The 14747-nt window shown below is 70.4% G+C and carries 11 protein-coding genes; all 11 read left to right on the plus strand.

Annotated elements, in window-relative coordinates; all coding sequences use genetic code 11:
- Positions 1-107 precede the first annotated feature (107 nt).
- The 11 genes from OG707_RS34635 to OG707_RS34685 all read left to right on the plus strand — a co-directional run bounded on the left by OG707_RS34635 (position 108) and on the right by OG707_RS34685 (position 14746).
- Entirely contained in the window at positions 108-1628 is a 1521-nt protein-coding gene (locus tag OG707_RS34635) for a sugar ABC transporter ATP-binding protein (RefSeq protein WP_329125480.1), read from the plus strand.
- Positions 1625-2662, plus strand: coding sequence for an ABC transporter permease (locus tag OG707_RS34640; protein ID WP_329125482.1), 1038 nt, complete (start codon positions 1625-1627; stop codon positions 2660-2662). Before OG707_RS34635 ends, OG707_RS34640 begins: the two co-directional genes overlap by 4 nt.
- 50 nt (positions 2663-2712) lie before the next feature.
- A complete protein-coding gene (locus OG707_RS34645; RefSeq protein ID WP_329125485.1) occupies positions 2713-3762 on the plus strand; it encodes a substrate-binding domain-containing protein in 1050 nt (349 codons plus the stop codon).
- A 51-nt stretch (positions 3763-3813) separates the two neighbouring features.
- Positions 3814-5010 carry a Gfo/Idh/MocA family protein gene (locus tag OG707_RS34650; protein ID WP_329125486.1) on the plus strand — a complete coding sequence of 399 codons (1197 nt, stop codon included), beginning with the start codon at positions 3814-3816 and terminating at the stop codon, positions 5008-5010.
- Between the two features lie 15 nt (positions 5011-5025).
- Entirely contained in the window at positions 5026-6030 is a 1005-nt protein-coding gene (locus tag OG707_RS34655; protein ID WP_329125488.1) for a sugar phosphate isomerase/epimerase family protein, read from the plus strand.
- Positions 6031-6372: 342 nt separating this feature from the next.
- The gene (locus OG707_RS34660) at positions 6373-10065 is read left to right on the plus strand and encodes a ThuA domain-containing protein (protein WP_329125489.1); all 3693 of its coding nucleotides are present in this window, start codon (positions 6373-6375) and stop codon (positions 10063-10065) included.
- A gap of 92 nt (positions 10066-10157) precedes the next feature.
- Positions 10158-11285, plus strand: a complete 1128-nt coding sequence (locus OG707_RS34665) for an inositol-3-phosphate synthase (RefSeq protein WP_329125491.1) — start codon at positions 10158-10160, stop codon at positions 11283-11285.
- Positions 11282-12439 carry an SCO3242 family prenyltransferase gene (locus OG707_RS34670; RefSeq protein WP_329125493.1) on the plus strand — a complete coding sequence of 386 codons (1158 nt, stop codon included), beginning with the start codon at positions 11282-11284 and terminating at the stop codon, positions 12437-12439. The genes OG707_RS34665 and OG707_RS34670 overlap by 4 nt, the downstream gene beginning before the upstream one ends.
- Positions 12436-13299 (plus strand): sugar phosphate isomerase/epimerase family protein, encoded by an 864-nt coding sequence (locus OG707_RS34675; RefSeq protein ID WP_329125495.1) that lies wholly within the window; start codon positions 12436-12438, stop codon positions 13297-13299. The genes OG707_RS34670 and OG707_RS34675 overlap by 4 nt, the downstream gene beginning before the upstream one ends.
- On the plus strand, positions 13290-13883 hold the full coding sequence (locus OG707_RS34680) for an EboA domain-containing protein (RefSeq protein ID WP_329125496.1): 594 nt from the start codon (positions 13290-13292) through the stop codon (positions 13881-13883). The genes OG707_RS34675 and OG707_RS34680 overlap by 10 nt, the downstream gene beginning before the upstream one ends.
- A gap of 11 nt (positions 13884-13894) precedes the next feature.
- Entirely contained in the window at positions 13895-14746 is an 852-nt protein-coding gene (locus OG707_RS34685; protein WP_329125498.1) for a TatD family hydrolase, read from the plus strand.
- The last annotated feature ends 1 nt before the right edge of the window (position 14747 follow it).

The raw sequence follows: 14747 nt of genomic DNA on the forward strand, positions 1-14747 counted from the left end.
GAGAGTCGTACCGCCCGTACGCGTACGCGTACGGAACACGCACACCGCACCAGCACCGCGCTCTGTCCTGCCCTGAAACCGGCCTGCACCCGCCAAGGGGATCCGTCATGGCACCAGAACCACCGCTGCTCACGATGTCCGGCATCACCAAGTCGTTCCCCGGCGTGCGCGCCCTCGACGGCGTGGACCTGGAGGTCCTCGCCGGTGAAGTCCACTGCCTGCTCGGCCAGAACGGCGCGGGCAAGTCCACCCTGATCAAGGTCCTCGCAGGTGCCCACCAGCCCGACGAGGGCGAGATCACCTGGCGGGGCGCGACCGTGGCGCTCAAGTCGCCGATCGCCGCCATGCGGCTGGGCATCGCCACCATCTACCAGGAACTGGACCTCGTCGAGCACCTCTCCGTCGCCGAGAACGTCTTCCTCGGACACGAACCGACCACGGCGGGATTCGTCGTACGCGGCAAGGCGGCCAGGGCCGAGGCCACCGCACTGCTCAAGCGGCTCGGCCACCCCGAGATCGACGCCGGGCGCCTCGTCGGATCGCTCTCCGCCGCCCAGCAGCAGATCGTCTCCATGGCACGGGCGCTCTCCCACGACGTACGGCTCATCGTGATGGACGAACCGTCGGCCGCACTCGACCCCGACGAGGTCAACAACCTCTTCCGGATCGTCACCACGCTCACCGCCGACGGGGTCGCCGTCGTCTACATCTCCCACCGGCTCGAGGAGATCCGGCGCATCGGCGACCGCGTGACCGTCCTCAAGGACGGACGGGCCGTCGCCGTCGGACTCCCGGCGAAGGACACACCGACGCGGGACGTCGTCGCGCTGATGACCGGGCGCAATGTCGAGTACGTGTTCCCTGAGCGGCCGGGGGTCGTCGCGGACGCAGTCGAAGCCGTCCTGAAGGTCCAAGGGCTGAGCAGGCAGGGCGAGTTCGAGTCGCTCGACCTCGCCGTCGCCCCCGGCGAGATCGTGGGCCTGGCCGGACTCGTCGGCTCGGGGCGCTCCGAGATCCTGGAGACGATCTTCGGCGCGCGCAAGGCGGACAAGGGGCAGGTGTACGTCGACGGGCGCGCGCTGCGCCCCGGGAGCGTCCGCGCCGCCGTCAGGGCGGGCATCGGGCTCGCACCCGAGGAGCGCAAGGCCCAGGCGCTGCTGATGCTCGAATCCGTGACGCGCAACGTGTCGGTGTCCTCCATGTCCCGCTTCTCGCACGGCGGTTGGCTCGACCGGGGCGCCGAACGCAAGGCGGCGCAGGCCGCCACCCGCGAACTGTCGCTGCGGCCCGACAACCCCGACGCCCGTATCCGCACCCTCTCCGGCGGCAATCAGCAGAAGGCCGTCCTGGCCCGCTGGCTGCTGCGCGGCTGCCGGGTGCTGCTGCTCGACGAGCCGACCCGGGGCGTCGACGTCGGCGCCCGCGCCGAGCTCTACGCCGTGATCCGCCGGCTGGCCGACGAGGGCCTGGCCGTACTCCTGGTGTCGAGCGAGGTCCCCGAAGTCCTGGGCCTCGCCGACCGGGTGCTGGTGCTCCGGGAGGGCCGCGTCGTGCACACGGCGGACGCCCGGGAGCTCGACGAGCACCGCGTACTCGACCTTGTGATGGAAGGGAGCACGACGCCATGACGCAGCCCGTGTCACCGGCACAACAGGACGGCCCGGCCGTCACCACCACCGACAAGACACCCGGTGCGCGCGGTTCGCGGCCGTCGCTCGGGCTCACGCTCGACGTGCGCAATCTGTCGCTCGTCGGGGTGCTCGCCGTACTGATCGCGGTCGGCGGGATCACCAAGCCCGACAACTTCCTGGAGGTGAGCAACCTCCAACTCGTGCTCACCCAGGCCTCGGTGATCGGGGTCGTCACCGTCGGCATGACCTTCGTGATCATCAGCGGCGGCATCGACCTGTCGGTCGGAGCCATGGTCGCCCTCGCCTCGGTATGGGCGACCACGCTGGCCACGCAGGAGTACGGGTTCCTCGGCATCCTCTTCACCGCCGTCGTCGTCGGGCTCGCGTGCGGGCTCGTCAACGGGGTGCTCATCGCGTACGGACGCATGGTGCCGTTCATCGCGACCCTCGCCATGCTCGCGTCGGCCCGCGGCCTCGCCCTCCAGATCACCGACGGCAAGACGCAGCTGGTGACGGTGACGTCGGTCCTCGACCTCGGAAACCGGGACGCCTATGTGCTCGGCGTCCCGCCGCTGTTCCTGATCTTCGCGGGGGTCACGGTCATCGGCTGGCTGGTGCTGAACCGAACGACCTTCGGACGGCGGTCGGTCGCGGTCGGAGGCAACGCCGAAGCGGCACGGCTGGCGGGCATCGACGTACGCAGGCAGCGCCTCTACCTCTATCTGCTCTCCGGCCTCTGCTGCGGGATCGCCGCCTTCATGCTGATCGTGCTCTCGGGCTCCGGTCAGAACACCAACGGCAACCTCTACGAACTGGACGCCATCGCCGCCGCGATCATCGGCGGCACGCTGCTCAGCGGCGGCCGCGGGACCATCGTCGGCTCGGTCCTCGGCGTCCTCGTCTTCACCACGATCACCAACATCTTCGCGCTCAACAACCTGCAGACCGCCCCCCAGCAGATCGCCAAGGGCGCGATCATCGTCGTCGCCGTACTGGTCCAGCGCAGCGCAGTGCGCGACGGCGAGGCCTGACGCTCGCAACCGTTCCCGCAAGTCCGTTTGAACGAAGGGGTTCAACTGTCATGCCAGAAAAGAGCGTTACGTCCCGCAGAGGGATGCTGTTCGGCACCGCCGCCGTGTCGGCGGGCGCCTTCCTCACCGCCTGCACCAGCAACGACCCGAAGAAGACCGAGAGCACGACCAGCAATCAGCCGGCCGCCTCCGACGACAAGCCCGGCACCCCGGTCACCATCGGCTTCGCCGGACCGCAGGCCGACCACGGCTGGCTGAACGCGATCAACGACAACGCCAAGTCGCGTGCCAAGAAGTACTCCGAGGTGACCCTGGAGATCACCGAGGGCTCCAACGACACGGCCGCCCAGATCGGCCAGGTGCAGACCCTCATCAACAAGAAGGTCGACGTCCTGGTGATCCTCCCGGCCGACGGCAAGGCCCTCACCCAGGTCGGCCTCCAGGCGATGAAGGCGGGCATCCCCGTCATCAACCTGGACCGGGTCTTCGCCTCCCCGCAGGCCTACCGCTGCTGGATCGGCGGCGACAACTACGGCATGGGCTTCAACGCCGGGAACTACATCGGCGAGCAGCTCAAGGACAAGGCCGACGCCAAGGTCATCGAGCTCGCGGGCATCGACAACCTGGAGCTGACCAAGCAGCGCACCCAGGGCTTCGACGACGCCCTGAAGAACTTCCCCAACATCAAGAAGGTGGCCCGCCAGGCCGCCGACTTCACCGTCGAGTCGGGTCAGGCCAAGATGGCCCAACTCCTCCAGGCACAGAGCCAGTTCGACGCGCTCTGGAACCACGACGACGACCAGGGCGTCGGCGCGCTGCGCGCCATCGCGCAGGCCGGCCGCAAGGACTTCCTGATGGTCGGCGGGGCCGGAGCCAAGTCCGCGATGGACGCCATCAAGGCCGACAACTCGGTCCTGAAGGCCACCGTCCTCTACCCGCCCACCATGTCGGCGTCCGCCATCGACCTGGCGCGCGCCCTCGGCCAGAAGAAGGGCGTCTCGGGGATGGCCGAGCTGGAGATCCCCACCTCGATCACCCTCTACTCGGCCGTCGTGACCAAGGACAACATCGACCAGTACCTGCCCACCGGCTTCGCCTGACCGGACCGGGCACCACCGTTCCCACCGTGAGTACGAACAGGAGGATCCCGCATGGACCAGACGGACAATGAGGCCCCGCCGCCGACGCTCGGCGTGGGCATGGTCGGGTACGCGTTCATGGGCGCCGCCCACTCCCAGGGGTGGCGCACCGCGAGCCGTGTCTTCGACCTGCCCCTGCGGCCGGTGCTCGCCGCCGTCTGCGGACGTGACGCGGCCGCGGTTCGGGCCGCCGCGCGGAAGCACGGCTGGGCGGCCACCGAGACCGACTGGCGGGACCTCATCGCCCGCGACGACGTACAGCTCGTCGACATCTGCACCCCGGGCGACAGCCACGCCGAGATCGCGATCGCGGCGCTGGAGGCGGGCAAGCACGTGCTCTGCGAGAAGCCGCTCGCCAATTCGGTCGCCGAGGCGGAGGCGATGGCCGAGGCGGCCGAACGGGCCCGTGCACGCGGCCAGTTGGCGATGGTCGGCTTCAACTACCGCAGGGTGCCGGCCGTCGCGTACGGCCGCAGGATGATCGCCGAAGGGCGGCTCGGGGCGCTGCGGCACGTACGGGTCACCTACCTCCAGGACTGGCTGGTCGACCCCGACTTCCCGCTGACCTGGCGCCTCAAGCGCGAGTACGCGGGCTCGGGCGCGCTCGGCGACCTGGGCGCGCACGCGGTGGACCTCGCGCAGTACCTGGCGGGGGAGCACCTCGCCGGGGTCTCCGCGCTCACCGAGACGTTCGTACGGGACCGGCCCCTGCTCGCCGGGGCGTCCAGCGGTCTCTCGGGCGCGGCGTCGGCGGAGCGCGGTCCGGTCACGGTCGACGACGCCGCCCTGTTCACGGGGCGGCTCACCGGCGGGGCGCTCGCCTCCTTCGAGGCGACGCGGATGGCGTCGGGGCGCAAGAACGCGCTGCTGGTCGAACTCAACGGTGAGCGCGGCTCGTTGGCGTTCGACCTGGAGCGGCTCAACGAGCTCTCCTTCCACGACCACACCGAGCCGGCCGTCACCTCCGGCTTCCGCCGGATCCTGGTCACCGAGCCCGAACACCCCTATCTGGAGGCCTGGTGGCCGCCCGGCCACGCACTGGGCTACGAGCACACCTTCGTCCACCAGGCCCGCGACCTCGTCGAGGCGATCGCGTCGGGAGTCGACCCGGCGCCGTCCTTCGCGGACGGTCTGCAGGTCCAGCGGGTGCTGGCCGCGGTCGAGGAGAGCGCCCAGAAGAACTCCGTCTACACCCCCGTACAGCCTTAGGAGGTCCCAGGACCCATGTCACGCCCCTTCACGCTCTTCACCGGCCAGTGGGCCGATCTGCCCCTCGAAGAGGTCTGCAGGCTCGCCCGCGACTTCGGCTACGACGGCCTTGAACTCGCCTGCTGGGGCGACCACTTCGAGGTCGACAAGGCGCTGGCGGACCCGGCGTACCTCGACTCCAGGCACCAGCTGCTCGACAAGTACGGACTGAAGTGCTGGGCGATCTCCAACCACCTGGTCGGCCAGGCCGTCTGCGACTCCATCATCGACGAACGCCACCAGGCGATCCTGCCCGCCCGCATCTGGGGCGACGGCGAGGGCGAAGGCGTACGGCAGCGGGCGGCCCAGGAGATCAAGGACACCGCACGCGCGGCCGCCGCCTTCGGCGTGGACACCGTCATCGGCTTCACAGGGTCGTCGATCTGGCATCTGGTCGCGATGTTCCCGCCGGCCCCCGAGTCGATGATCGAGCGCGGGTACGAGGACTTTGCGACCCGGTGGAACCCGATCCTGGACGTCTTCGACGCCGAGGGCGTGCGCTTCGCCCACGAGGTCCATCCGAGCGAGATCGCGTACGACTACTGGACAACGAAGCGTGCCCTGGAGGCAGTTGACCACCGGCCCGCTTTCGGCCTGAACTTCGACCCCAGTCATTTCGTCTGGCAGGACCTCGACCCGGTCGGCTTCCTCTACGACTTCCGCGACCGGATCTACCACGTCGACTGCAAGGAGGCCCGCAAACGCCTCGACGGCCGCAACGGCCGCCTCGGCTCGCACCTGCCCTGGGGCGACCCCCGGCGCGGCTGGGACTTCGTCTCGGCCGGGCATGGCGACGTGCCGTGGGAGGACGTGTTCCGGATGCTCAACTCCATCGCCTACAAGGGGCCGATCTCCATCGAGTGGGAGGACGCGGGGATGGACCGGCTGCAGGGCGCCCCGCAGGCCCTCGTCGACCTGAAGCGCTTCGATTTCGACCTGCCCACCGCCTCCTTCGACGCCGCCTTCGGAGGCGGCGAGTAGCGACGTAGCCCCAGATCAGCGCCCGGCGGCCGATGCGCCGCCGGGCCGGTCCCGGCTGCCCCGGAACGTCTTTGTCCTGCGTGGGGAAGAAGTTCAACTCACTTCTGCGCAAGGGCTTTCCGCCCCGGACGAACGGGGCTACGGTCCGTCAGGTGTACATGACGCTGCATCTTCCGGGGGACGACCCCCGGACCCCCAGCAGTACAAGCAGGCCAGCCTCGGCGGACCTCACGGACACTGCCAGGCGGCCCTGAGCAAACGCGTGGTTCCCGAGTGACGGCGCACGACGGAAGCCACGGCAACCCGCCCCGTACGACCGACCGGTCATCCCGGAGGACACTCGTGCACAGAAAGCGGCTCAGAGCCCGTAAAGCACTCGCACTCCTCACCGGCGGCCTTCTCGCCGCCGCCACCCTCACCCTCGGCGCCGCACCCGGCGCATCGGCCGACCCGGCCCCCAAGGCCGCCGCAGCCGAGGACTTCCAGCAGGTCACCCTCGCCAAGGGCGGGGAGGAGACCGGCGAGCCCATGTCGCTCGCCGTACTCCCGGACCGCACCGTGCTGCACACCTCGCGCGAAGGCGACCTGCGCAGCACCGACGCCGCCGGCAACACCCGCGTCGTCGGCACCATCCCCGTCTATTCGCACGACGAGGAAGGTCTCCAGGGGATCGCCATCGACCCCGGGTTCAGCGAGAACCGCGCGATCTACCTCTACTACGCGCCCCCGCTGAACACTCCTGCCGGGGACGCCCCCGACACCGGCACCGCGGCCGACTTCGCCAAGTTCGACGGGATCAACCAGCTGTCCCGGTTCACCCTCAAGGCGGACGGCACCCTCGACAACGCCAGCGAGAAGAAGATCCTCGAAGTCCCCACCACCCGCGGCATCTGCTGCCACGTCGGCGGCGACCTCGACTTCGACGCGCAGGGCAACCTCTACCTGTCGACCGGCGACGACTCCAACCCCTTCGCCTCCGACGGCTTCAGCCCGATGGACCAGCGCCCGGGCCGCAACCCCGCGTACGACGCCCGGCGCACTGCCGGCAACTCCAACGACCTGCGCGGCAAGATCCTCCGCATCAAGGTCAACGACGACGCGACGTACTCCATCCCGGACGGCAACCTCTTCGCCCCGGGCACGGACAAGACGCGCCCCGAGATCTACGCGATGGGCTTCCGCAACCCCTTCCGGTTCAGCGTCGACAAGGCCACCGGCATCGTCTACGTCGGCGACTACGGGCCCGACGCGGGCGCGGCCGACCCCAAGCGCGGTCCGGCAGGACAGGTCGAGTTCGCCCGGGTGACCAAGCCCGGAAACTTCGGCTGGCCGTTCTGCACCGGCAAGAACGACCCGTACATCGAGTACGACTTCGAGACCAAGGTCTCCGGCGCCGCCTTCGACTGCAACGCGCCGAAGAACACCTCGCCGTACAACACGGGCATCACCGACCTGCCGCCCGCGCAGCCGGCCTGGATCCCGTACGACGGCGGCTCGGTGCCCGAGTTCGGCACCGGATCCGAGTCCCCGATGGGCGGGCCCGTCTACCACTACGACGCGAACCTCGACTCCCCGGTCAAGTTCCCCGAGGCGTACGACGGCGACTTCTTCGCCGGTGAGTTCGGCCGCCGCTGGATCAAGCGCATCTCCTCCACGGACGACGGCACGGTCGAGTCGATCAACCCGATCCCCTGGACCGGCACCCAGGTCATGGACATGGCCTTCGGCCCGGACGGCGCGCTCTACGTCCTGGACTACGGCACCGCCTGGTTCGGCGGCGACGAGAACACCGGGCTGTACCGCATCGAGAACGCCACCGGCGGGCACTCCCCGGTCGCCGAGGCCTCGGCGAGCAAGACGTCCGGCCACGCCCCGCTGAAGACCACCTTCTCCTCGGCCGGCACCACGGACTCCGACGGCGACGCCCTCACGTACAGCTGGGACTTCGGCGACGGCGGCAAGTCCACCGAGGCCAACCCCACGTACACGTACAAGAAGAACGGCACCTACACCGCGACCGTCACCGCCAAGGACCCCACGGGCCGCACCGGTTCGGCGAGCGCGCACGTGACCGTCGGCAACACGGCGCCCACCGTCACCCTTGAACTGCCGGGCGACGGAGCCCTGTTCACCTTCGGCGACGAGGTCCCCTTCAAGGTGAAGGTCACCGACCCCGAGGACGGCACGATCGACTGCACCAAGGTCAAGGTGAACTTCGTCCTCGGCCACGACAGCCACGGCCACCTCATCACCTCCACCACCGGATGCACCGGCACGATCAAGACCACCATCGACGGCGGGCACGACCCGAACGCCAACGTCTTCGGGGTCATCGACGCCGAGTACACCGACGGCGGAGGCGGCGGCCAGGCCTCGCTCACCGGTAAGGACCAGGCGCAGCTGCAGCCCAGGCACCGGCAGGCCGAGCACTTCACCGGCTCCTCCGGCATCAAGACGTACGACAAGGCGAGCGCGCACGGCGGCAAGACCGTCGGCGACATCAACAACGACGACTGGATCTCCTTCAAGCCCTACATCCTGGCCGGATCCACCAAGCTCACCGCCCGGCTCTCCTCCGGCGGCGCGGGCGGATTCATCGAAGTACGGGCAGGATCGGCCGACGGCACCCTGCTCGGCTCCGCGCCGGTGCCGGTGACCGGAAGCTGGGACACCTTCCAGGACATCGACGTACCGCTGAGGTCCGTGCCGAAGAAGGCCACCGAGCTGTTCCTGGTCTTCAAGGGCGGTGAAGGGGCGCTCTACGACATCGACGACTTCGAGCTCTCCAACACCCCGGTGGACAAGACCGCCAAGCGCGTCCTGGTCTTCTCCAAGACCGCCGCCTTCCGGCACGACGCCATCCCCGAGGGGATCGCGGCCCTCAAGGAGCTGGGTGCGTCCAGCAACATCACCGTGGACGCCACCGAGGAGGCGGCCCAGTTCACCACCAGCAACCTCGCCCGGTACGACGCGGTGGTGTTCCTGTCGACGACCGGTGACGTGCTCAACGCCGATCAGCAGAAGGCGTTCGAGAACTTCATCACCACCGGCGGCGGCTACATGGGCGTCCACGCGGCGGCCGACACCGAGTACGACTGGTCGTTCTACGGCGGACTCGTCGGCGCGTACTTCCAAGGACACCCGGCGATCCAGCCGGCCACGGTCCGCATCGAGGACCACACCAACCCGGCCACCGCGCACCTCGGCGACAGCTGGGAGCACACCGACGAGCTGTACAACTACCGTACCAACCCGCGCAGTTCGACCAAGGTGCTCGCCACGCTCGACGAGACCACCTACACCGGCGGCACCATGAAGGGCGACCACCCGATCGCCTGGTGCCAGACCTACCAGGGCGGCCGCTCCTTCTACACCGGCCTCGGCCACACCAAGGAGTCGTACGCCGAGGACGCCTTCCGCAAGCACCTGCTCGGCGGGCTCAGGTACGCCGCCGGCCAGGTCAAGGCCGACTGCAAGCCGAGCACCGGCTACCGCGCGCTCTTCAACGGCAAGACGGCGGAAGGCTGGAAGCAGGCGGGCCCGGGGAAGTTCAACGTCGTCGACGGACAGCTGCAGTCCGAGGGCGGCATGGGCCTCCTCTACTACCAGGCCAAGCAGTTCAACGCGTACTCGCTGAAGCTCGACTGGAAGATGGCGGGCGACGACAACTCGGGAGTCTTCGTCGGCTTCCCCGAGTCGGACGACCCCTGGTCGGCGGTCAACAACGGCTACGAGGTCCAGATCGACGCCTCCGACGCCCCCGACCGTACGACCGGCTCGGTCTACTCCTTCAAGTCGGCCAACATCAAGGCCCGCGACCAGGTGCTCCGGCCCCCGGGGCAGTGGAACAACTACGAGATCCGGGTGCAGGGAGAGCGGCTCACCATCTTCCTCAACGGCGTGAAGATCAATGACTTCACCAACACCGACCCGGCGCGCAGCCTGAAGGACGGCTACATCGGCCTGCAGAACCACGGGGCCGACGACCAGGTGTCCTTCCGCAACATCCAGCTCAAGGAGCTGCCGGCGGCCTAGACGAGGGCCGCCACCACCAGACGGCGGCGGGCAGGGGGACGCCGAACCCCTGCCCGCCGCCCCCCACACCGACCCTGCCAGGGAGGCATCGAGTGTCCGCAGCGTCAGTACGCAAGGGAGTCGGAGTCTGGTTCGTCGGAGCACGCGGCTCCGTCGCCACCACCGCGGTCGCGGGGAACGCGGCGGTCGTCGCGGGCCTCCACCCGGCGACCGGCATGGTCACCGAGACACCGCCCTTCGCCGCATCGGGGCTGCCCGCCCTCTCCTCACTGGTCTTCGGCGGCCACGACACGGCCAGCTGCCCGCTGCCCAAGCGGGCCGAGGCGCTGGCCGAAGGCGGGGTGCTGCCGCATGGGCTGCCGTCGGCGGTACGGGCCGAACTCGCGGCGGCGGACGGGCAGATACGCCCAGGGGGCCCGCTCCCGGGTGACACGCGTACGGATGAGGAGCTGATCGCGGCGTTCGCGGCGGACATCACGGACTTCATTGCCGAGGGAGGTCTGGCGCGGGCGGTCGTCATCAACGTCTCCTCGACGGAACCCGCACCGGGCGCCGGCGACCCGCGGCTCCCCGCCAGCACGCTTTACGCGGCCGCCGCCCTGCGGGCCGGCTGCCCGTACATCAACTTCACCCCCTCCACCGGGCTGCGCGCAGCGGCCCTCCAGGACGCCGTCGCGGACTGCGGACTTCCCCACGCGGGCCGCGACGGCAAAACGGGCCAGACACTGCTGCGTTCCGTCCTCGCCCCGATGTTCGTCCAGCGTGCGCTGGGAGTGCGGGCCTGGTCCGGCAGCAACCTGCTGGGCGGCGGCGACGGAGCGGCGCTGGCGGATCCCGCCGCGGCGGCCGCGAAGAACGCGGGCAAGGAACGGGTCCTCACGGACACGCTCGGGGCGGCCCCCGAGGGAGAGGTCCACATCGACGACGTGCCCTCGCTCGGCGACTGGAAGACGGCCTGGGACCACATCGCCTTCGACGGGTTCCTCGGCTCGCGAATGATCCTCCAGACGATCTGGCAGGGCTGCGACTCGGCACTCGCGGCGCCGCTGGTGCTGGATTTGGCGCGGTTGGTGGCGCGGGCGCACGAGGTGGGTCTCAGCGGTCCGCTGCCGCAGCTCGGGTTCTACTTCAAGGATCCGGACGGGGGCGGGTCGGCGTCGCTCTCCGAGCAGTACGGGGAGTTGTTGGGGTTCGCGGTGCGGCTGGGGGAGTCGCGATGAGCCTGCGACCTTGGCTTGAACTCCTGCGCGTTTCGGCGCTGTTCACGGTCCCGGGTGATGCGCTGGCCGGGGCTGCGGCGACCGGACTGCGTCCTCACCGGGGAACGGCGTACGCGGTGGGGGCCTCGCTCTGCCTCTATGAGGCGGGGATGGCGCTCAATGACTGGGCGGACCGGGAGGAGGACGCGAGGGAGCGTCCGCACCGGCCGATTCCTTCGGGGCGGGTCGGGGCGGGGGCGGCGCTGGGGGCGTCGGTGGTGCTGACTGGAGCGGGGCTGGGTCTGGCGTCCCGGGCGGGGCGGGGGCCGCTGGCTGTGGCTGCTGCTCTGGCCGCGACGGTGTGGTCGTACGACCTGGTGCTGAAGCGGACTCCGGTGGGTCCGGGGGCGATGGCAGCGGCGCGGTCGCTGGATCTCTTGCTGGGGGCGGTGGCGACGGGGCCGGGGGTGAGCCGAGCCCTGACTCCGGCGGCGATGCTCGGGGCGCACACGTATGCGGTGACAACGGTGTCGCGACACGAGACGCAGGGCGGATCGGTGCGAGCGCCGTTGCTGGCGCTGGCGGCGGCGGGAGTCATCAGCGCCGCCGCTGCGCGGAGCCGAGTCCCCAATCCCGCCCCTTCCCGAAACTGGGGGCTCCGCCCCGCAGACCCCCACCGGGGCTCCGCCCCGGACCCCGCTCCTCAATCGCCGGAGGGGCTGAGGGGGGCATCTCAAGCCCGTCCGGCGATTGAGGACAAGCGGCCGAAGGTCGCTTACGGGGTGCAGGGGCGGAGCCCCGCAAGCGGGGGCCGGGGGCTCGCCCCCGTTCAGCCCACCCCTGGTCAGGGGGTCTGGGGCGCAGCCCCCCACGCGGCGGAGCCGCAAATGTCACAGCCGGGAAGGGGCGGGATTGGGGAACTGCTCCGCGCAGCGGCCACCCCCGCCGCACTCGCCGCCGTCTCCTACCTCGCCACCGCCGCCACCCCCTACCTCCACGCCGCCCTCAACCCCTCCCCACCCCTCACCCAACGGGCAGTAGGCGGCGGCATCCGCGCCATGATCCCCCTCCAGGCCGCCCTCTCCGCCCGCGCCGGCGCGACCGGGACCGCCGCCGCGCTCACCGCCCTCGTCCCCCTCGCCCGCAAGCTCGCGCGGAAGGTGAGCCCCACATGACAGACCACCCCGCACCGCTCCGCCTCGGCTACGGCACCAACGGCCTCACCGACCTCCGTCTCGACGACGCCCTCCACCTCCTCGCCGACCTCGGCTACGACGGCGTCGGCCTGACCCTCGATCACATGCACCTCGACCCCCTCGCACCGGACCTCCCCACCCGCACCCGCCGCATCGCGCACACACTCGACCGCCTCGGCCTAGCCGTCACCGTCGAGACCGGCGCCCGCTACGTCCTCGACCCCCGCCGCAAACACGGCCCCTCCCTCCTCGACCCGGACCCCGAGGCCCGCGCCACCCGCGTCCGACTCCTCCAAACCGCCGTGCAGGTCGCCGCCGACCTCGGCGCCCACGCCGTGCACTGCTTCAGCGGGATCACCCCCGAAGGCACCGACCCCGACACGGCCTGGAAGCGCCTCGCCGAAGCACTCACCCCGGTCCTGGAGACCGCCGCGGCCGCCCGCATCCCCCTCGCCGTCGAACCCGAACCGGGCCACCTCCTCTCCTCCCTCGCCGACTTCCATCACCTCCGCCGCACCCTCGGCGACCCCGAACTCCTCGGCCTCACCCTCGACATCGGCCACTGCCAGTGCCTGGAGGAGGCCTCGCCCGCCGACTGCGTACGCGAAGCCGCGCCCTGGTTGCGGCACGTCCAGATCGAGGACATGCGGCGCGGCGTCCACGAGCACCTCCCGTTCGGGGACGGCGAGATCGACTTCCCGCCCGTGCTCGAAGCCCTCGCCGCCACCGGCTACCAGGGGCTCACCGTCGTCGAACTGCCCCGCCACTCCCACGCGGGTCCCGAACTGGCCCGCGCCTCCATCGACTTCCTCCGGAAGGCGGCCCCGGCATGCCGATGACGATCCGGATGAGGACCCGCAAGGAACTCGAAGGTCTGCTCCCCGGAGCCGCCCGCGCCTGGCTCGACGAGGCCCTTGCCGAGGCCGAACAGCAGGCCCCCGTATGGGAGATGAGGTTCGCGACGGCGGCTCGCGAGTGCAGCCGGGAGCACGCGAACTCTGTCCGTACGCTCCTCCTCGCCGAGGCCCGCGCCGACACCACCACCCTCACCCGGCTCTACCAGCAGGGAACGGCAGAAGAACGGCAGGCGGTCCTCCTCGCCCTGCCCGCTCTCCCCGCCCTCGGCCCCACCGCCCTTCCCCTCGTCGAGGACGCCCTGCGCACCAACGACACCCGCATCGTCGCCGCGGCCGTCGGCCCCTACGCCGCAGCGCATCTCGACCCGCACGCCTGGCGGCACGCCGTCCTCAAATGCCTGTTCACCGGAGTCCCCGTCGACGCTGTCGCCGGCCTTCCCGGCCGCGCCCACGGGGACGCCGAACTCGCCAGGATGCTCCGCGACTTCGCCAGTGAGCGCACCGCCGCCGGCCGCGCGATCCCCCACGACCTCCACCGCGTACTGGCCCTGACCGTCCCGGAGTAGGAGTCCCGCAGATGCGCATCTTCGACCCGCACATCCACATGACCTCCCGCACCACCGACGACTACCGGGCGATGTACGACGCCGGAGTGCGCGCCCTCGTCGAACCGTCCTTCTGGCTCGGCCAGCCCCGCACCTCGCCGGAGAGCTTCTTCGACTACTTCGACGCGCTCCTCGGCTGGGAGCCCTTCCGCGCCTCCCAGTACGGCATCGCCCACCACTGCACGCTCGCCCTCAACCCCAAAGAGGCGAACGACCCCCGCTGCACCCCCGTGCTCGACGCACTGCCCCGCTATCTGGTCAAGGACAACGTCGTCGCCGTCGGCGAGATCGGCTACGACTCGATGACCCCCGCCGAGGACACCGCCCTCGCCACCCAGCTCCAACTCGCCGCCGACCACCGCCTGCCCGCCCTGGTCCACACCCCGCACCGGGACAAGCTCACCGGGCTGCGCCGCACCGTCGACGTCGTCCGCGAGTCGGACCTCCCCCCGGAGCGCGTCCTGCTCGACCACCTCAACGAGACGACCGTGAAGGACGCCGCCGACAGCGGCTGCTGGCTCGGGTTCTCCATCTACCCCGACACCAAGATGGACGAGGACCGCATGGTCGCCGTGCTGCGGACGTACGGAACCGACAAGGTCCTGGTCAACTCGGCCGCCGACTGGGGAAAGAGCGACCCGCTCAAGACCCGCAAGGTCGGCGACGCCATGCTCAAGGCCGGCTTCACCGAGGGCGACGTCGAGAAGGTCCTGTGGGACAACCCTGTCGCCTTCTACGGGCTCAGCGGGCGCCTTCGCCTCGACACCGACGAACCCCAACAGGCCACCCACGAAGGCAATTCCATCCTCCGCGGAGGTGCCTGAC

Source organism: Streptomyces sp. NBC_01465, from assembly GCF_036227325.1.
Taxonomy (GTDB): Bacteria; Actinomycetota; Actinomycetes; order Streptomycetales; family Streptomycetaceae; genus Streptomyces.

Excerpts from the sequence above, each read along its gene's own strand:
- OG707_RS34635 (WP_329125480.1), top strand. The coding sequence starts at position 108 with ATGGCACCAGAACCACCGCTGCTCACGATGTCCGGCATCACCAAGTCG.
- OG707_RS34640 (WP_329125482.1), top strand. The coding sequence starts at position 1,625 with ATGACGCAGCCCGTGTCACCGGCACAACAGGACGGCCCGGCCGTCACC.
- OG707_RS34645 (WP_329125485.1), top strand. The coding sequence starts at position 2,713 with ATGCCAGAAAAGAGCGTTACGTCCCGCAGAGGGATGCTGTTCGGCACC.
- OG707_RS34650 (WP_329125486.1), top strand. The coding sequence starts at position 3,814 with ATGGACCAGACGGACAATGAGGCCCCGCCGCCGACGCTCGGCGTGGGC.
- OG707_RS34655 (WP_329125488.1), top strand. The coding sequence starts at position 5,026 with ATGTCACGCCCCTTCACGCTCTTCACCGGCCAGTGGGCCGATCTGCCC.
- OG707_RS34670 (WP_329125493.1), top strand. The coding sequence starts at position 11,282 with ATGAGCCTGCGACCTTGGCTTGAACTCCTGCGCGTTTCGGCGCTGTTC.
- OG707_RS34675 (WP_329125495.1), top strand. The coding sequence starts at position 12,436 with ATGACAGACCACCCCGCACCGCTCCGCCTCGGCTACGGCACCAACGGC.
- OG707_RS34680 (WP_329125496.1), top strand. The coding sequence starts at position 13,290 with ATGCCGATGACGATCCGGATGAGGACCCGCAAGGAACTCGAAGGTCTG.
- OG707_RS34685 (WP_329125498.1), top strand. The coding sequence starts at position 13,895 with ATGCGCATCTTCGACCCGCACATCCACATGACCTCCCGCACCACCGAC.